Source organism: Pseudoalteromonas sp. AWH4_217 (assembly GCF_056161105.1).
On the sequence record NZ_JBSWYM010000021.1, the window covers coordinates 23,582 to 42,411 of the forward strand.

At 47.4% G+C, this 18,830-nt stretch carries 15 protein-coding genes; 3 read left to right on the top strand and 12 right to left on the bottom strand.

Features of this window, described 5'->3' with window-relative positions; genetic code table 11:
- Window positions 1-27: 27 nt before the first annotated feature.
- From ACXAH1_RS20865 to ACXAH1_RS20880, 4 genes are all read right to left on the bottom strand, one after another.
- Window positions 28-1,218, bottom strand: a complete 1,191-nt coding sequence (locus tag ACXAH1_RS20865; RefSeq protein WP_475199314.1) for a response regulator — start codon at window positions 1,216-1,218, stop codon at window positions 28-30.
- Between the two features lie 33 nt (window positions 1,219-1,251).
- A complete protein-coding gene (locus tag ACXAH1_RS20870; RefSeq protein ID WP_475199315.1) occupies window positions 1,252-1,626 on the bottom strand; it encodes a response regulator in 375 nt (124 codons plus the stop codon).
- On the bottom strand, window positions 1,623-2,828 hold the full coding sequence (locus tag ACXAH1_RS20875; protein WP_475199316.1) for an EAL domain-containing response regulator: 1,206 nt from the start codon (window positions 2,826-2,828) through the stop codon (window positions 1,623-1,625). The genes ACXAH1_RS20870 and ACXAH1_RS20875 overlap by 4 nt, the downstream gene beginning before the upstream one ends.
- A gap of 68 nt (window positions 2,829-2,896) precedes the next feature.
- Window positions 2,897-7,612, bottom strand: coding sequence for an ATP-binding protein (locus ACXAH1_RS20880; RefSeq protein WP_475199318.1), 4,716 nt, complete (start codon window positions 7,610-7,612; stop codon window positions 2,897-2,899).
- A gap of 75 nt (window positions 7,613-7,687) precedes the next feature.
- On the opposite strand from ACXAH1_RS20880, the gene ACXAH1_RS20885 reads away from it, so the two are divergent.
- Window positions 7,688-8,182 carry a GAF domain-containing protein gene (locus ACXAH1_RS20885; protein WP_138543599.1) on the top strand — a complete coding sequence of 165 codons (495 nt, stop codon included), beginning with the start codon at window positions 7,688-7,690 and terminating at the stop codon, window positions 8,180-8,182.
- Between the two features lie 7 nt (window positions 8,183-8,189).
- Here the strand turns inward: ACXAH1_RS20885 and ACXAH1_RS20890 are convergent, their stop codons facing one another.
- The 6 genes from ACXAH1_RS20890 to ACXAH1_RS20915 all read right to left on the bottom strand — a co-directional run bounded on the left by ACXAH1_RS20890 (window position 8,190) and on the right by ACXAH1_RS20915 (window position 14,439).
- Complete coding sequence (locus ACXAH1_RS20890) at window positions 8,190-8,972, bottom strand: substrate-binding periplasmic protein (protein ID WP_475199320.1); 783 nt, start codon at window positions 8,970-8,972, stop codon at window positions 8,190-8,192.
- Between the two features lie 18 nt (window positions 8,973-8,990).
- Window positions 8,991-9,728 carry a substrate-binding periplasmic protein gene (locus ACXAH1_RS20895; protein ID WP_475199322.1) on the bottom strand — a complete coding sequence of 246 codons (738 nt, stop codon included), beginning with the start codon at window positions 9,726-9,728 and terminating at the stop codon, window positions 8,991-8,993.
- Between the two features lie 141 nt (window positions 9,729-9,869).
- Window positions 9,870-10,478: a hypothetical protein gene (locus ACXAH1_RS20900; RefSeq protein WP_475199324.1), complete on the bottom strand. Its 609-nt coding sequence runs from the start codon at window positions 10,476-10,478 to the stop codon at window positions 9,870-9,872.
- Window positions 10,479-10,632: 154 nt separating this feature from the next.
- The gene (locus ACXAH1_RS20905) at window positions 10,633-13,095 is read right to left on the bottom strand and encodes a TonB-dependent receptor (protein ID WP_475199326.1); all 2,463 of its coding nucleotides are present in this window, start codon (window positions 13,093-13,095) and stop codon (window positions 10,633-10,635) included.
- A gap of 259 nt (window positions 13,096-13,354) precedes the next feature.
- The gene (locus tag ACXAH1_RS20910) at window positions 13,355-14,065 is read right to left on the bottom strand and encodes a helix-turn-helix transcriptional regulator (RefSeq protein ID WP_475199328.1); all 711 of its coding nucleotides are present in this window, start codon (window positions 14,063-14,065) and stop codon (window positions 13,355-13,357) included.
- A 56-nt stretch (window positions 14,066-14,121) separates the two neighbouring features.
- Window positions 14,122-14,439 carry an antibiotic biosynthesis monooxygenase family protein gene (locus ACXAH1_RS20915; RefSeq protein WP_253047386.1) on the bottom strand — a complete coding sequence of 106 codons (318 nt, stop codon included), beginning with the start codon at window positions 14,437-14,439 and terminating at the stop codon, window positions 14,122-14,124.
- Window positions 14,440-14,613: 174 nt separating this feature from the next.
- Between ACXAH1_RS20915 and ACXAH1_RS20920 the strand changes: the two genes are divergently transcribed.
- Window positions 14,614-15,234 carry a LysE family translocator gene (locus tag ACXAH1_RS20920; protein WP_253047388.1) on the top strand — a complete coding sequence of 207 codons (621 nt, stop codon included), beginning with the start codon at window positions 14,614-14,616 and terminating at the stop codon, window positions 15,232-15,234.
- A gap of 3 nt (window positions 15,235-15,237) precedes the next feature.
- On the opposite strand, the gene ACXAH1_RS20925 is transcribed toward ACXAH1_RS20920, so the two are convergent.
- The gene (locus tag ACXAH1_RS20925; RefSeq protein ID WP_475199332.1) at window positions 15,238-15,891 is read right to left on the bottom strand and encodes a hypothetical protein; all 654 of its coding nucleotides are present in this window, start codon (window positions 15,889-15,891) and stop codon (window positions 15,238-15,240) included.
- A 34-nt stretch (window positions 15,892-15,925) separates the two neighbouring features.
- Window positions 15,926-17,356, bottom strand: coding sequence for an aminotransferase-like domain-containing protein (locus ACXAH1_RS20930; RefSeq protein WP_475199335.1), 1,431 nt, complete (start codon window positions 17,354-17,356; stop codon window positions 15,926-15,928).
- Between the two features lie 86 nt (window positions 17,357-17,442).
- Between ACXAH1_RS20930 and ACXAH1_RS20935 the strand changes: the two genes are divergently transcribed.
- Entirely contained in the window at window positions 17,443-18,819 is a 1,377-nt protein-coding gene (locus ACXAH1_RS20935; RefSeq protein ID WP_475199337.1) for a pyridoxal phosphate-dependent decarboxylase family protein, read from the top strand.
- The last annotated feature ends 11 nt before the right edge of the window (window positions 18,820-18,830 follow it).

The following is an 18,830-nucleotide window of genomic DNA, read 5'->3' on the forward strand; positions in this document are numbered from 1 at the left end:
GAAGGGGGTTGTTGTTTATTTGTTATTTCAGTGGGCAGGGTTGTAACTGTTATGCACTTTGTCGATGGCTTTTAGGATGGTGACCTTAGTTGAGGGTTTGGTGATATAGCCAGTCAGTCCAAGCGTTGCCCATTTACGGATCAGGTCTTTATTGCGGTTAGTCGACAGGGCAATAATGGGAAGCTTTTTGCAGTGCTTAAAGGTACGAATGTTTTTCGTGGTATTGTATCCATCCAGCTCAGGCATAAATAAGTCCATAAAAACCATATCAAATTTATGCTTTTTCAATAGTTTAATAGCCTCCAGACCCGTGGTAGCGTATTCAGTGGTATGGTGTTCTTCATGAAGGATCTTGAGGAGCATTTCACGATATATTTCGTTGTCTTCGACGACCAGAATATGCATTTTGGGTGGCGCGTCAGACGCTGTAGGCGTTGTGACCGCAGGACTGGGGGCAGGGTGTGCCTGAGCGGCTGCAACGCTGCGTGGGACACCTTTATCATTCAGTACGGCTAACAGCTCAGCCATTGAGACCTGTTTGCTTTTGAGTTGCGATTTTAGCAGCTCGACACTCTCAACAAGTTGATGCTCAAGTTGCTCTATCAGTGGACTAATATGTTGTTGGTTAAGCTGCTCTAACAACTTTTTTTGTACCTGGTTATGGCATTGCTGTTGTGCAATCTTATCTCTATTATGTGCAAAATTTTCCTCTGTTCTGGTTCGGTATTGCGCCACATCGTCAATAAGAGCGCGCAGGTTGTTGTCTATTTTTCCAAAATGAACTTCCTGTAACTCAGAGCTTTTTTTACTGCCTGACACTTCATTGAGTGCGTTGTGTAAAATCATCCTGAAGCGATAGTTTTCGTACATGGGTTTATGAATAAAATAGTCACTGAAAATGTCTTTCATACAGCATTTAAATGCAATGCCTGACTCTTTATTTTCACACAGCAGGATGTTTTTGTGAGGATAATTGAGTAATCCTTGCTTCGCCAGCTCCGTGTATGTTTCTATACTGCTGGTGACAGTGTCCTTAGCCATGATGATGATGGCCGGACTGCTTTCAACAATCAGCTCCGTCGTTTCTTGCCAGTGAAACACTGTGCGGTATGCGTTTGTATGAGCGCCGACAATTTCTATAACCCCCGTCAGTTCATCTGTTTTGTCACAAACAATAACGACCTTGGGCTGAGTTTGGTCAGGATTAGTTCCCACCATAGTTATCGTTTCCCTGAGCGCATGTATGATTCCTCACTTTTGATTAGATGATGCCCCAAGCAGTGCCTGGAGCTGATGCAAGGATATGGGTTTAACAAAGTAAGTATCTATGCCTACGGTGGCGTATCGGCTGGCACAGATTTCATCCCCAGACATACCTATCAGCTGGCAGGTCTGTTCATGCTGCGACTGTTGCTCTCGCAGTATATTGGCCAGTTGCAGCCCGCACTCACCGTCTTCAAGGTGCGCATCGATAAAGGCCCAGTCAAACCAGCCGTACTCAAGGTGTGCCAGTAACTCTTCCTTATCTCTGGCCTGAGATACCTTCACGCCCAGAGTCGCTAATTGATTGCTAAGCAGATTTAAAAACAGGGCATTATCATCAATCAGGATCGCGCTTTGACTCATGTTCCCCACTCCAGTAGAGGTTTATCGAGATTGTGCACCAACCAGTTCAATAATGCTTCGGTGGCCAACGGCTTGGCAAATAAAAACCCCTGTGCAACATCAATACCGCATTGGCGTAAATAGTTTAGTTCACCCACCTGCTCTATGCCTTCTGCGACGGTCTTCAAAGACAGTTTTTTTGCAAGATCAGACGTTGCAGAGACAATTGCTTGCTTTTTACTGTCCGTGTCACAATTTTGCACAAAGCTACGATCAATTTTGAGTTCACTGAAAGGGACCTGATTTAATTGTGTAAAGCTTGAAAATCCAGTGCCGAAATCGTCAATCGACAGTGGAAACCCTTTTAGCCGGAATCGGAGCAATACTTCCAGCGTGCGAGGCAAATTGTCGAGTAACTGACTTTCTGTGATTTCCAGGATAATCTGTTTGCGGGGTACTGAGTATTGTTCGCACACGTTGGCGAGTTTGTTTGGTAGTTCAATGTCGTACAGTGCTCCAGCGCTAAGGTTGAGGCTAAAACTCAGAGATTTCACCAGCTCATAGTGCTCACGATACAGTGTCAGGGTTTGTGCAAGCAGTTGCAGTGCGAGTTCAGCCGAATACCCTGCACGCTCGAGCTGAGGAATGAAGTCTCCAGGCGGGACCAGACCATCAAAAGGATGGTACCAACGAGCGAGGATCTCCATGCCAATCACATTGAGCGATTCTAACGACACCTTGGGTTGGTAATGTGCTTTAAATTGCTGCCGGTCAAGGCCAACTCTGATATCGCTGGCGTTATAGCTTTTCTCAGGCTGAACTGGAGATTTTCTGTGATGTTGATCCAGACACTCAAGCAGGGTGGTCAATCGTGCCAGAGAAACGGGCTTGTCGATATTGGAGATGATGTTTAGGTTATGCATGGTCCCCAGATTGCTGGCGGTTTCTAATACGTCTTTATCTTCGCCGCTAAGTAGCACGATAGGGGTCGTTAATTTGGTATCGGCAAAAATGCGCAATAACTCTATACCATCAATTTCTGGCATATTCAGGTCTAGAAAAATTAAAGACGCAGAGTCACAAAGCCCTGAGTCCAGTGCGCTACGCCCAGCGGTAAAGCCATGGTAGTCGACATCCCGGGCGACTTGTTTAAGTAACAACTCCAGCTGGGTAATGATTAACTGGTTGTCATCGATTGCGATTACTCTTATCAGATTATTCATCTCGCCTTTTAATGACCTTAAGGTTTGAGCATGTTGGGCACTGATTACGACTTGCCTGACTTAACTTTTTATCCAAGTATAGTTTCAATTTCCACACATGCGGCATTAAACTTCTCGTGACAGACCTTTTGCAAGACCAGGACCTGTTCTACGTCTTCAGCTTTCGCAGCTTGCTCAAGTGCGTAAAACTCATCGGCAAGTGATTGAGCACCAATTGCTTTTGCCGATGATTTTAATTGGTGAGCCGTGTTCTTTATGGTGCCAAGCGACACATCCGTGGCATTTAAGCCCTCGACCAGAGGGCGAGAATCTGCCAAAAAACCTTGTAAAAACTGCTTTTGAATGCCTCTGTCAGTGCCCACGTAATTTTCCAGCACACTTAAGTCCACCATACGTGTATTGGTCTCGTCTGGTTCATTCCCTGACGTTTGATTGTTTGGCAAAGTAAGGTGCGGCGCCCCAGTCACTGCATGTGAATCTAATTCAGTGTGACCGTTTATGCCCTTTGGCTGCGCAGCTTTGGGTTGATGCAACCACTGTTCTATTTTGCTGCGCAAAGCATGCAACACAATGGGCTTGCAAATGTAATCATCCATGCCGGCATTAATGCATTTTTCACGCTCGCCACTGAGTGCATTCGCAGTCGCAGCGATGATGGGCAGACAGGGGACCTTTCCTTGTTCTTCGAGTTCACGAAAGGTTTTTGCAAATGTGTAGCCATCCATCACAGGCATATGGCAGTCGCTGATGATCAACGAGAATTGGTACTTCTGCATCAGTTCCAGAGCTATGGCGCCATGCTCGGCAATAATGCACTGCAGCCCCAGCAGAGCGAGCTGGCGTTTAAACAGATCCTGATTGTAGACATTGTCTTCGATCACTAAGATAAGGGCATTTTTTTGTTGTGCTTGTTCTATAGTCGGCAGCTGTTCGTCGCCAGGGAGTGAACTCATGTCTGGCTCTGGACTGAGCTGGCCTTCCAGCGTGGCAATTTTTTCTATGACCCTGAAGGCGTAGTATGGGTTGTTTTCTATCGCATATATGTTGGTGCCTTCTGCGGTGGGCATATTGAAACTGGCATGTTCCAGTACCAGACACTTTAATTCGCTGTTCGTCGAAATAATATCCTGGCCATTGGTCACCAGGTGCTGATATTTCTCGCTGGTGATGATCAGGTAGTCAACGCTTAGGCGGGCAAGCAAGTAGGCATTGAGGTCCTCATCGCTGATTAACTGGCATTGCATGCCATGTGCGCTGAGATTGTGTGCCAGGTCTTGTTCAAATTTATCATCGTCAGAGACGATATAGGCGGTTAAACCCTCAAAGGAAATTGCTATTTCATGATCGCCTGTCGCGCTGGGAGAGAAAGGCAGCGTAACGATAAAGTTACTGCCGACATCCTCCAGGCTATGACACACAATAGTGCCTTGCATAAGCTCACAAAGCCGCATAGTAATGGACAGCCCAAGCCCGGTGCCACCATATTTTCTCTGAATACTGTCATCAGCCTGAACGAAGGGTTTAAACAGACCTTTAGTTTGCTCTTCACTCATGCCTTTGCCATTGTCCTTGACGCTGATCTCCAGGTATCCGGGTTCTGGGGCCGCAGACACGAAGACCTCAACATGACCAATTTTACTGGCGGATGTTTTAGTGAACTTAACCGCATTGCCCACCAGGTTAAGTAAGATCTGGCGGATCCTAATTGGGTCGCTCTCGTGCCAGTAGCCCAGAGAAGGGTCAAAGTAAAAATTCAGGTTTATGCGTTTTTCGTGGCACTGATGACTCATTAGTTCGCACAGCTCTTTGGTCAGGTTTTGCCAGCTGAAGGGGGTGTGCTCAATGACCATTTTACCGGCTTCAATTTTCGAAAAGTCGAGTATGTCGTTGATGATTCTCAGCAGCATCATGGCTGAGTTTTTAGCGACTGAGGTCAGGTGGCGCTGCTCATCACTCAGCCTTGACTGGGATAAGATATCCAGCATGCCGACTACACCGTTCATCGGGGTTCTGATCTCATGGCTCATTGTTGCCAGGAAACGGGATTTGGCTTTATTGGCGGCTTCGGCAGTTTCTTTGGCATCGGCTAAGGTGGTTGCGTCATTTTTGCGTTGGGTAATATCATGCTGATAAAGCAACATATACTTTTTATCGTTACACATGAGGTTAGTTAAAATCACCTCAAACCACATTTTCGAGCCATCAAGCTGATAGCAAATCTCCATATCTTTATAATATAGATCACGTGTCTTGGCAGCTGACAGCGCTTCCAGCAAAGGTTTTTTATTGGACAGCGGTAATAAGGAAATTACGTCAACTAAATTGTCATCCACACGCATTAAAGTGTTGATGAACAGCCCGCTTTCTTCTAAGTTCAGGCGCTTGCTTTTGTACCAAAAACGGTTGATCAGACGGATATTCGCTTCACCGTCCAGCAGCAAAATAAAGGCTGGGATACTATCCAGCGTGGCTTCCAGCAGGCTCTCGGTTTCTCTGTTTCGATGTAACAATTGCTGGACCTCGTGACGCTGGGTTTCGGCTTCTTTCATCCTGTCCAGGGCTTCCTGGCGTGCCGCTTTAAGCGATGCCTGGTACTTGTGTTGTCTATGCTGTTGCGCCACTTGCTCTGAAATATCCCTCACGACCCCGACTACACACAGTGGGAGTGTTTGATCGCTTTGATGAGAGGTCATGATCACCTCAAGTTGTACTTCTGACTCCTGCTCATCGCGTAGATTCAAAGTGAGACGGTGCTGTGAATCCGGCGTCTGATTACGCAGATGTTTGAACAGGGCTTGCCGACTTGTACGTGTGAGTTTTCGCAATACTTCTTTATATGAGGCATATTTTCCGCTGCTTTGAATATTGAGAATGGTTTTAAGTGTCTTTGACAGTAATACCTGGCGGCTACCTTCTTGCCACTCCCAGCTCCCCATGCCAATTATCTGCTCGGAATTGGATAACAACAGGCGTTCTTTATCGAGCTGGCCTTCGGAATGTTGAAGCTGCTCAATAATTCGGTTTTGTGCTCTGTGCGCCAGCACCAATGCGGTCAGGCTCAGGGTGAGTAGCAACACCAGCTGAACCGAAAACTCTTGTTGCAGGGTACTGATATAATGCTCAATCTGCTGGGGATCTTGTGTCGCTCTGACAGTAAAGCCAAGCGCGAAATTACGATGGACCAGTTCCAGGCCATTTTGATTTATCGCAGTGCTATAGTCCGAGCTATGGTCATTACGCCCAATCACAATGTCATTGAACAGCAAATGTGTAGTGATCCCCTGATAGGCAACCGGCATTTTGAGGATTTTAGCGAGCGTATCATCGATGGGCTGAACGAGTACCAGCAGGATATCAGATAGTCCGGTTGCACTTGTCTGTGGTGCGGTTGATACACTATACAACTTGTTATTACTGTCCGTGAGTAATGCAAGCGAGAGAGACTTTTCACCTTGTCTGGCAATACTATTAATGATCGTCTGTTGCAACTGTTGTACGGGTAGAGTCGCGGGAAACAGCCCAACCAGGTCGTTATCTTTAACGGTAAACTTGCCGATGTACTCCGTTCCCGTCGCATTTGAAAAAACAGGCTGTTTGGTGATGCTCAGCGTTTGCAAGCGTTCAGTCAGCGGGGTTAGCCACAAGTTATCGATGGCTATCACCGAATAGGCCAGGTTGTTACTGAGTTCATTAGCCGAGCGGGTGTAGAGGCTGTTACTAAGCTCCCCCTGACTGATATCGTGCTCCGACATGATAAAAGAGACTATCAAGCCTAACAGTAGCAGTAACTGGGATAGCTTAACCGGAGTCTGATATCGTTTTGGGCTGGCTGTACGCCCGAGCGCTCGCCATAGCAGAATGCTCGAAACAACCAGAGCAGCAAACGAAAGCAGGCTCAGCATGACAGCATCCGATTTTTCTGCGTTGTGCAATGCCAGCTCTGTGCTGAGCCGGTTTTTGTTTTCAGTCAATTGCGTGTTAACTATTGTGATCAGTTGCTCAAGAAATTGGGTTTTCTGTTGCCACCATTGCTGCGCATTGAAACTGCTCTGGCCTGTGCGTTCAATTTGCATCACAAGGTTGTCGAGTGTCTGGTTAAGCGGCTGTGCCAGCAGGGTATTCACTTGTTGCGCAATCTCACTATCAAAGGGGGTATTCTTTAGCAGCGCAAGGTGTGTGTTGTGCAAAGTAGACAGCTCAAAAATAGCGCTAGCCCGGCTGTCGATGGTGTTGTTAAGCAGGGCATAGGTGTGTGCCCTGAGTTTGCCTGCCTGTTCAATGGCAAGCGTTAAACTATATAATTGGCTGTTGGGCTTATCGGCAGCAATTTTCAGCTCAATGGCCAGGAACAAATCCAGTAGCGCGTTAATTTTAGCTGTGTACAGGGTCATGGCCTGTTCCCGTGTAAGTAAGCGCTGGTCAAACAGCGCCCTGAGATTCATCAACTCTGCGGTACTAGGAAGGGACGAGATAAGGTTTTGGTTCTGTGCACCCTGAGTTGCAATACTGGTCAGCGCGGTATTACTGGCATTACGATACTGATTGAGCTGGTTCAGGGTGTCTCCGGTGGCTCGCTCCGATAGCCCAAAGGTATAGCCACGTTCTTTTTGGAGCGCAAAGATAGCATGGCTTATTTGTTGAATATAAAGGACGTTTTGCAAGCTTTCCTGAGCTGCCGCCACTTGATGATGTGCTGAAAAATAGGCGCGAGCGAATCTATCAAGCATCACTAAACTGGCAAGAACGACTGTTAACCATAGAACAATTCTGACATGCACTCGCACGTGTGCTTTCCTTAATATAGACGTTTAGGCATTTTTAACTATAGTGTATAAACCATCTGTTAATTGGTGATTTGGATGAAAAGTCCGCCACTACCGGATAACGAAGCCCTGCGATTGCAAACATTACACGACTTGCAAGCGCTGGATACCCTCCCTGACGCAGAGTTAGACAGGCTCACTGAATTTGCAGCCCATGTTTTCAATGTCCCTATTGCGCTTATTAGTCTGGTCGACAGTGACAGGCAATGGTTTAAGTCCAGAGTAGGACTTGATGCCGAGCAGACCTCTCGGGATATTTCGTTTTGTGGTCATGCAATTTGTCAGGAAGACGTGTTTGTTATTGATAATGCAACAAAAGACGAGCGTTTTTTTGACAACCCTCTGGTAACCGATGGGCTCAGTATCCGCTTTTATGCAGGCTGTCCTTTACGTCATCCCAACGGTTGCAATATGGGGACTTTATGCCTGATTGACAGTGAACCCAGAGAGTTTAACGAGCACGATGCTTCAATATTAAAGCAAGTTGCTGACGATGTGGTTGAGCGGTTAATAAAACTGGCCCGACCGTAGCGTATTGCTAGTATTTATACTGGTTTTTAATGGTAGTGCGGACATCTTCTGGTAGTGCTGATAATGCGGCTTCCAGTTGTTGTGCAAGGTGCGCATTACTGTGCCGGTAGCCGATAAACTGAGGCTCACGGTGAAATTCCTGAGCCAGCAAATTCACAGGCAGATCGAACTTATCTATTATATGCTGTGCCCACTGCTTATCCACTAAAATCGCATCGACTCGCTTGGTAGTCAGGATATCAAAAAAGGTTTTAGCGTGTTCGTCGTTTTCTTCATAATAAGAGCGTCTGACCAACCGAGCGTCAAGGGCTTCAAGTTTTCGATATACCGCCTTAGGGTAGGGGTATTCAGTTGCCAGCATGATCCTGGGCGTGTTAATGGTTTTAAAATCATCCAGAGTTTGAAACCTGGCAGCAGACACTGCGAGACTGAGTTGCCAAAAGGTTGTGGTATCAGAAAAAATGGCTAATCCATCCGTTTTGTCGACATGCAAAGAAAAGTCTGTACTGCCAAACTTAACGTTGGCAACACACCGTTTAAAGGGCAATTCGCTGAACTCAACTGTCCGGTTTAATGCTTGCGCTGCGGCTTTGATCAGGTCGACCTCCTGACCTCTTGCAATGCCATCCTGATCAATAAAACTAAAAGGGCGCCAGCGTTCAAAACAGACGGATATTGGATCTGAAGCAAGGTCAGGATGCGTATTTTCAGTCTCTGCCTGTCCTGTCCCTGAAAAGGAAAGTAAAGTGATGACTAAAACTACGACTACCCGTGAATCAAGACGCGCCATTGAACCCTCTGTAAAGCATTAATAGGATTGCGGTAAAAACAATGCAGGCTCGTTTCTTCGCAAGCGTCGCAGCGCCTGATTCATACTCTGAACCCACTGGGATTCTACCTGCTTATTACAGGCAAAGCCCAGATATGAACGAGAAAGCGGCAATATCACGCGGTAGTGTGCCGGGTCTATGCCTGCCCGTTTAAACTGAAATCGTGCGATAATATCGCCGTATGCAATTAAGTCAATGCGTTTTAATTTCAGCATTTGTACCAGCTCGAATCCAGACGCCAGAAAGACCAGATTATCCTGTCCGATGTTCGACTTTCGTAACAGCTGGTGGCCAATGTCGTTCTTCACCACGCCAATTTTGTAGTTCTTTAAGTCGCTCAGGTCCTCGACCTGATAAGCATTTTCTTTATGACCAATAATGGCTACTTGATTATCAATCGAGGGGCCGATAAATTGAAATAGCTCCGCACGCTCGCGTGTGTATGTTATAGAAAAAATGCAGGTGTTAGGTGAGGTCATGGCCATACGATAGGCTCTGGGCCAGGGCACCAGCATGATGTCTCTTTTATCCAATGTCCAACCCAGATCCCGATAAATGCTATTCAGAATACGGATGGATAAGCCCTCCACCTCGCCATTGATATGGTAGTTAAAAGGCGGGTAGTCTTCGGTTACCCACTCCAGATTGGGTGTATCATAAGCCGCACTAAAGGCGACTAGTGGATATAAGGCGACTAAACGTAGTAACTGGTGCATGCAATCTACCTTATTATCGGGCCGATGCAGAAGTCGGCAAAGATCAGCAAATGAATATAGTGTCAGTATAGTATGCTGAGCGCGATTGCACTGTTTGCTGGCAAGGAGTTGCGAGTTGTTTGCAGACGCGGACCCTTAAGACTAGGAGAATAGATTGTCGGGAGTTTTGGTCGATTCGGGTGCCAGCTGTGGGTCTTGTGTATCTCCAAGCAGGTCATCAATTGCCATTTCCAGCCTCGCTTTGAGCTCATCAATGTTGTCTTTTAGCTTGTCTTTCTCATAAGAGGGAAGAGACTTATCATCATTGATTTCCTGCTCTGTGAGGTCCAGCATTTCAATTCTGACTTTGAGTTCTTTGTAAGCCATAAAGTCTATGCCAAGATTATTGAACAGCAAGGCCTCGTTAACTTCATCGGGCTCGACGCTGACTTGGATTGGCATCTCCATGATTTCTCGCATGGTTTCCTGATAAAATTGGATGTGCTGTTGTTTCTCTGGCAAGCTTAAATCTACGTATTTCTGGGCATTGTCTTTCGCAATCTGGTGGAAAGTTCTGGCCTGCTCGGAAATATTAGCGGGATCGATATCCGTGGAAATCGCAACGTCACTGGATTGTGTTCGCCCGGCTGAATTCATGGCGTTGTACAGCTGCTGTGTAAACTGGCGTTGTTGATCTAATTGTACCTGGCTGTGTTTCGGATGTGCTGTGTTCCCGGTGGCAGACTGTTGTGTGAAGGGGGTAACTTTCATAAGACAATTCCTTTAAGTACGTCAGAATTATCAAGCAAAGACCGTACCTAAATTAGTTTTTTAATACGTAATTGTGTGAGCAACAAAAAAGCGAACTGAGCAAGGCTCAATTCGCTTTTTGTCTTAGTGCGCATTTGCACTGCAGGTCTGAGTATCAGAACTGATAATTCACTGACAATTTAACGTTGCGCTCATTTCCTGGTAAGCCACCGAGGAACAGAGCTTTGCTGTAATAACGCTCGTCTGTCAGGTTCTCAATGTTCAGCTGGATCTGGTACTTGTCACCTTGGTAGCGCGCGGCTGCATCCCAGCGAGTATAGCTGTCAATAGTCGCTGTCGGGAGGCCGAAACTGGATGAATTAACAGTACGTTCGTCGACATAGTTGATCCCCAGACTAAGCGTCAGATTGTCCAAAACAGTGGCTGGCAGCTGGTAGTTGACCCACGCGCTGGCCATTTTTTCTGGTACGCCCTTTTTCTGCTCAGAACGTTCCTGTGCACGGATCTCAATCGCATCCTGCCAGGTGGCGTTCAGGTTTAAATCAACCGACTCCGCCAGTGCCAGGTTCAGATCGATTTCTACACCCTTTGACTCATCTTCGTTGTCGTAAAAATATTGCGGAACGCTGATGTTATAGTCAGAGCTCTCTGGGTTTGTGTCATTGTAAAGCGGGTTGTTATAGCGCAGGTTAGTACGGCTGGTTTCAAACCACACAATTGAACCCAATAAATCTTCGTCCAGCGCAGTAAAGCGAATACCTAAGTCCAGTGATTGCGATTCTGAATCCGGGCGGTTAGCTTCTTTTGTCTCATCAGTTAGTGAGCCTAAAATGCTGTAAGCTGTACGGCCTTTCGCAATGTTCACAAACGCCGATAGCTGCGGGTGTACCTGATAGTTAATTCCAAAATTATAGGTCATACCAGAGTCATCTGAATCCAACTCTTTGCTGGCCTCTGGTGCACGGTCACTCCCTTTATGCTGATAAGCCTGCTCAATCGCAGAGTAGGCAAGGCCGGCACGTACGGTTAATTGATCTGTAAGATACAACACTTCCTGGAAGCTGATCCCATAAGCATCTAACGACTTGTCATAGTTGCTGCGTAGTGACGGGTCATAATCCATGATATCTCCGGTTGCCCAGTTCGGGTTACGAATATCCAGAATATACGGGATTGCATTGTCACTATTTCCGCCGTCGGCATCGTAAACAGACCAGCTCTTTAATGCCATTTCACGGTTTTCATAATTGACGCTGACCAGGTGCTCACCCATAACGCCACCCAGACTCCAGCCCAGCTGTAAGTCGGCAAAGTATTGCCAGGTTTGTTCCTCGGCAATCTGACGGCGATATTCCTGACGACGTGCGGCAAAAGGATGAAGCTCATCATCAATGACTAACGGGGCGCGTGGATCCTGGTTGATGATGTTTACTGGTTGTTTGTTGTATGATGTTGCGCGGTTCCAATAAACATAGTTATATGCACCAGTCTGGCGGGCAAGCTCTGAATCATAGCTGCGCCACAATAGTTGTTGCGTCAGGGTCGAATCATTGTTGATATGCCAGTCATGGCGCAGTTTAATACGCAGTTCTTTACCTTCGTTTGGCTTAGACAAAGGTGAGATCAGGTTGCCATCACCCAGATTGTAAGGCTTAAGGCCATCTGTAGCCTGGATTGAAGCGGCAAGCTGTTCGCGTTGCTGCGCTGTGAGTTGAACGCCTAAGTAGTTTTCGCCCTTTTCATCCATTTGAGGGTCATTAGGCAAATCTGCTGCTGTTAACATACCAGGCGTGCCACTGGTGCTATCCCAGTTCATGATTCTGACCGGATCACCAATTGAATCGACTTGCAGCGCATCATTGATATATGCGGTTGAAAGCAGTAGCTTGTGATTGTCATTGACATCAAAGCTCAGGCTGGCATAAATCTCGTCTCTGTCTGATTGCAGGTCGCGATAACCATCACTGCGCTCGTGATTCGTTACCAGGCGGTAAGCCCACTGATCATTCAGACCACCTGTGGCATCAAACCCAATGCCATAGCTGTTCCAGCTGCCTGCTTTGGCGCTGATTTCAAAAGCCTCCTGTTGCTGAGGCTTTTTCTCAACCAGGTTGATCACACCGCCTGCAGCACCGATACCGTATAACCCGGTTGCCGGGCCTTTTAGTACTTCAATGCTCTCAACATTGGTCATGGAGCGGGTCGGGTTAAAGTTGTTACCCAAGTCAGCACCACCGTACATGCCGTCGTAGGTATAGTTCACACCCAGACCACGCACTGTCAGGTTATCACCAATCCCATAGTTGTTACCGGCTTGCCCCAGACCACTGACGTTACGTAGCGCCTCCTGTAATGTGGTGGCATTTTGTGCTTTGAGCAACTCTTTATCAACAACCACAATGGCAGCAGGTGTTTGCATTAATGCCATGTTTGATTTGGTGGCTGTACCTGATTCCAGGATCAGCTTATTGTGTTTACCGTATACACTAATTTTTTCGATGTTTTCATCAGCGTTTTGAGCAAAAGTACCAGTGCTGCTCACCGCGGCACCTAACAGGGCGATTTTAACGGCATTGGCCAATAGATTTGGTGAATTCTTTGAGCGAGAGAATTGCATTTTACACTCCATACAACTAAGGAACCCGGCTTCGGGACTGCAGAGGGAGCGCATACTAACAGTGATTTTAAATGATAACAACTATCATTTGCGTTTAATAAATGTTGCTTGTGTGGCGAATTATTTGATCTGGTTTACCCGCTGAGAATGAATTATTGATAATTTATTAAATAAAAACAATCGTCTAAAAAAAGTACACAGCTCGGATGAGCCAGGTAGCTGTGCATAAAGGCGACAAGCGTCTACGCAATAACTGATTCTAAGGATTGCTTTCGTCGCTTTGTTCCTGATATTTAGCCTTTACCAGCGCGATGTAGTGTTGCATGTTTTTGTGCTCACTGAGCACAAAAGGCTGAGTGAGCAGGGTAATATCACACACCCGGTCGAGTCGGAATTCACGGTAATCGTTGCGTAAAAGGCAATGGCCGATGATGGTCCACTTGCCACCCCAGTACACCAGCCCGAGTGGCTCGATATCCCGTTCACTAAAAGCGTCTTTTGCATCTTTATACTGCAACCTGACCTGACGTTTCTGAACGACAGCTTCACGGAGTGTACTGCTAAACCTTTGATGATCCTCTGTGTGGCCAAAGCTTGCTGCCACATAGGGAAAGTCGTCTATCTGTTGTTTGAGGTGTTCGGGCAGTGCAGCCTCAATTTTAGCCATGGCACTGCTGGCGTGTTCAGATAAGACTGGATCTGTCCAGGCACTGGCCATGCGTGTACCTAACAGCAGGGATTGCAGCTCCGCAACGGTAAACATCATAGGAGGCAAATCGCACTGGGCTATCAGATAACCAATGCCAGCTTCACCTTCGATTGGAACGCCGGAACTTTGCAGGTGCTGGATATCACGATAGATAGTGCGCTCTGATACATTGAGCCGTTCGGCAAGTTGCTTGGCGGTAATGGCAAGGCGCCGGCCTTTAAGCAGGTTAACCAGCTGAAATAATCGTTCAGACTTGTGCAAGGTGGTCTCCAAAGGCAAACCGGGGCGAGGCCCCGGCATTGAAAAGCTTGGTCAGGTTACTCACTACAAGGGGTTTGTGCAACCGCTTCAGTCAGCGTTAATGACAAGCTATCTTTGTCAATTAGTGCGGCAAACTGCTGACAAACCGGCTCGTGCTCGAAGGCTTCTTGCACGCGCTTGGCATCTTCGAGCGTATTCCAGTACACGATGTCAGTATAGGTGCCGCTTGGTGCATGCTTTGACACTGAGCGATACAAAAGGCCTGGCTGCTTCTGCACATATGCCATAAACTCTTCATTTTGCTTTAAAAAATCTGCTTCAGTAACGCCGTTAGCCAATTTGAATGTTGCGATTTCGATGCTGTTAGTACTCATGTTTTTGTCTCCTTGTTTAAGTTGGTGACAGTAAAACACGGTGGTGTGTCAGGGAGTGTCAGTAGGGGGCTTTGACCGGGACGATATTGAATTTGATACATGGAAACTTTAAAACGTTGGCCCGCTCTTTGTCCTCGGTTAGAATGAGCGCTTTTTAATGTGCGGGGAAGTGTGATGGAATTAACAGCCTGGTTAAGTCTGGCGTTTATATGTTGTGTTGGGGCTATGTCTCCCGGACCAAGTCTTGCGGTTGTATTGCGTTATAGTCTGTATCACAGTGCCCAGCATGGGATAGTGGCAAGCTTGTCTCACGGCTTCGGGGTGGGGATCTACGCCAGTCTGTCTTTGCTTGGCCTGGCCAGTTTAATTGAACAGTTTCCCTTGGTTTATCAGGGACTGGTGTATGCTGGAGCAGCGTATCTTGCGTATATGGGGTATAAGATCCTCAGTAGTAAAAGCAGTGGGATTGAAGTGGCTAAGGAGCATGATGCAAAAAGTTACCTTGCAGCGGCAAAAGATGGTTTTGCCATTGCCTTTTTAAACCCCAAGTTGGCCATTTTTTTCCTGGCGTTGTTCTCTCAATTTATCGACCCGGAAGCACTCACACTGCAGACGGCGGTGATCATGTGTATGACAGTCCTGGTAATCGATGCACTATGGTATTTCTTTGTGTCTGTTGTTACGGCCTCAGCCAGAGAGCGGTTTGATTTGACTGCGAAACAAGCCATCATTGATAAGCTGCTCGGATGCGCATTTTTACTGCTTGCGGCCCGAGTTATTTACCAGACTTTCTAGCCCTTATTGCCAGCCATGTTGTCGTACATAGTTGCTGACAACAAAGACTTTTAATGTCGGGCTGGCGACTGTGTAGTGGTCGAACTTGAGTGCCAGCCGATAGTCACCACGACTGGCAACAGAAGCTATGTCAACACGAATGAATTGAGTATTTGGCAGCATCAGGCTTGCGCCTTGCACAGCAAACAAGTCTTGATACGCTGAGGCGTTAAGCGGAAAAGTCGTGATACACGCGCCTGTCAGAGACAACGAGTCCACATGGAACGAAGCGCGCGGGAAGTTTAACATCAGTTTAACTGGTGGGTAGGGTGTAAACCGCCAGCTACGTGGCATGCCATGTCCTTCTACGATATGGGGTAAATCATCAATAATGGATAACAGTGTTTGATGGTCCGGGTGCCATTTACTTGGGGTGCGGCTGAGTGACTGGAGCACAGGTTGAGTGGGAAACTCAAGAATATTTGCGGCGCGTAAATGTGTATCGAACCGACGTTCGGTTTGGGCGTAGCTCGCTTCATGCTGAGCCAGCTCCTCTAACAAGTCACTGGTAAATGCTTCGAGCTCATTGCATAAATTAGAATGTGCCTGAAGTAAATCAAACTGGGACGTTTCAACGACCTGATGAATGTAGTCCAGCTCATCTTGTGTCAAATCCATGATAGTAATCACCGCATAATTCGTAGTTTAAAAATCATACAAGTTTTGTACCAGTTTTAGATTCGTTTCTGACTGATTTCTGACGCTGAAGACGTACGGCGGCTTGTGCGAGTTTTGTAAGCTGTGTTTCTATCTCTGCACGGATACACTGCCCAAAATTAAGGCGGATATAGTTGTGATAATGAGTGGTTGTAGAAAAGGCATCACCACACAGGATATATATTCGTTCTTCTTTAAGTTGCTTCTGCAGCTGTTTGGTATTGATGCCTGGCAGCTCCAACCAAAGTACCAGTCCTCCCTGTGGACGATTCACTCTTACCTTATCAGGTAATAGCCTGGTTAGTAGTTGTATATACTGATTGCATTGCGACGCAAGTGTGTTATTGAGCTTTTTAAGGTACCGGGCATAGTGTCCCCGACTTATGTAGTCGGCCAGAGCCAGCTGGAGCGGACGATTACACCCCAAAGAGCGAACGCGGATCAAGTCGCTGTACTTCTGGTGAAAACGCCCAGGCGCACACCAGCCAAGGCGCAGCCCCGGCGCCAGCGTTTTAGAAATACTGCTGCACCAGATCACCCAGCCATCCTGATCAAAGTGTTTGATAGGTAAGGGGGTGGTGCCGGTATGACACAGCTCGCGATATACATCGTCCTCAATGATGGGAATGCGATACTGGCTGGCCATGTTCGCTAATGCTGCTTTTTGCTGTGTACTCAGGCTGTGACCCGTTGGGTTTTGGAAATTAGCACTGATCAGGCAGGCAGCAACCTGATGCCGGGCCATCGCATGCTCCAGCTGAACCAGATCGATACCATCCTGATTGCTTGGGATCTCAAGTACTTGTCTGCCCATTACGCTGAGTATATCAAGCAAGCCTGTATAACAAGGAGATGGCACAGCAACGATATCTTGTTCTTTGGTCACGAGTTCCAGCGCCGTTTTAACGGCATCAAGACAGCCCTGAGTGATGACTAACTCCTGTGCACGTATTATAAACCCCTGTGTTTTTAGGTGCTCTGATAATGCCTGCCGAAACGCTTGCTCACCCAGCGGGTCGCCATAGTTGAACAATGTATGATCGCTTCGCATCGTTCTCGCCAGCGAGGCACGCAGTTGTTGTGAGTCTATCAGGGTTGGGTCAAGTTGTGCTGTAGCAAAGCCTGATCTAATCCGGCTGGGTGGGGGGATGGGCAAAGTGCACGCCTTGGCATTAAACTGGGCGTAATCAATAGCAGAGGTGTGTTGTGGGTTAAAGCAGGGGAAAAAACCACGTTTTGGGTCGGCCGTTATATAACCCAGAGATTCAAGATATCGGTAGCAGGCAAGTGCGGTGGTCATGCTTACCTGATACAGCGCACTTAGCTGACGCAAAGACGGGAGAGGCTGATCGAACTCATATTCACCGGCTTCTATGGCGGTGATGAATTGCCCGGCCAGGGCTTTGTATTTTGCTTGCTTAGCCATCTGTTATCTAAAAAGTTCTATTTTTTGTATCTGTTCTCTTTTTTCTATCACGTTAAGGTTTACGGGTAAAGTCAAAAGGAGTCAATATGCAGTCACTATCACTACCTACATTTGCACAGATGCTTGGTGCACTTGAGCTTGAATGTCAGGCATTCAATCTGTCACTGGATACACGGCGGGTAAGTAATCCGGTAGCCCGCCTGAAACGCCGGGAGCTTAGCGACGAGCCTGCTGGATTTGAGGTGTTCGGGCAAATTTTTAGCACAGAAATTGCGCCTCAATTATCTGCCAGTAACGGAGGGCGTTACTGGGGGTTTGTTACCGGAGGCGCAAACCCTGTGGCAACATATGCTGACTGGCTTGTCACACTGTACAATCAGAATGTGTCCAAAGGGGGTGATTCGATAGCAAGCGACGTTGAACGTCAGGCCATCGACTGGTTAGTATCGCTGTTTGAATTACCCGCTGCATTCGAAGGGGTGATGACCACGGGCGCCACCGCTGCTAACGTACTTGGGGCGATGGCAGCACGACAATATGCGGGAAGTCGCCAGGGCATTGATGTGGCAAAAGCGGGATGTAAAGACTTGGATTGCACTGTGTTCTCAGCGACGCCACATGCCAGTATGGTCAAGGCGCTCGGGCTGGCAGGTTTCGGTCAGGATACCTGGGTGAAAGTAGCTTGCCAAAGTGATACCGAAGCTATGGATACTCAGGATCTCGCGTTAAAGCTTCGCCAATGCAAAAGCCAGGGAAAGGTCGTGATTGCCAGCGCGGCCACAGTTACCGGCACAGATTTTGACGATTTGGTCACGGTGGCGCAACTATGCCGTGAACATCAGGCCTGGTTGCACGTAGATGGGGCGTTTGGCATTTTCGAGCGTCTTTTAACAGGTGCTGCTGGCAGAACTCAGGGCATTGAACTGGCAGACAGTATCACGCTTGATTGCCACAAATGGTTAAACGTGCCATACGACTGCGGGGTGTTTCTTACGCGTCACCCACAAACCCTGTTTGAGACTTGTGATGTTGATGCGCCCTACCTGGCCAATGATGATAAAGCACGACCTTTTATGTCTCTGGGTATCGAAAATTCCAGGCGGTTTCGAGCATTGCCTGTCTGGGCTACATTACTTGCCTATGGCAAACAAGGCATAAAAGCGCAGATCCAACGCAATATCGCCCAAGCTAGTGCGTTGGCCAATTGGATTGCTGCATCGTCAGAGTATGAGCTACTTAAGCCATGTAACCTTAATGTTGTGCTGTTTTCTGCAAGTACTTCAAATAAGCACGATACACCGTCATTACTGGCGCAACTAAATGAGGCTGGTCAGGTCTTTATGACACCCGGGATTTGGCAGGGCAGGGCCGCGATCCGCTGTGCTTTTAGTAACTGGCGCACTGAGCTGACGGATGTCGAGCTGGCAATCTCGGAGCTCAATAGGTTAGCAAAGGGCGCTTAGCTGAACCGTCA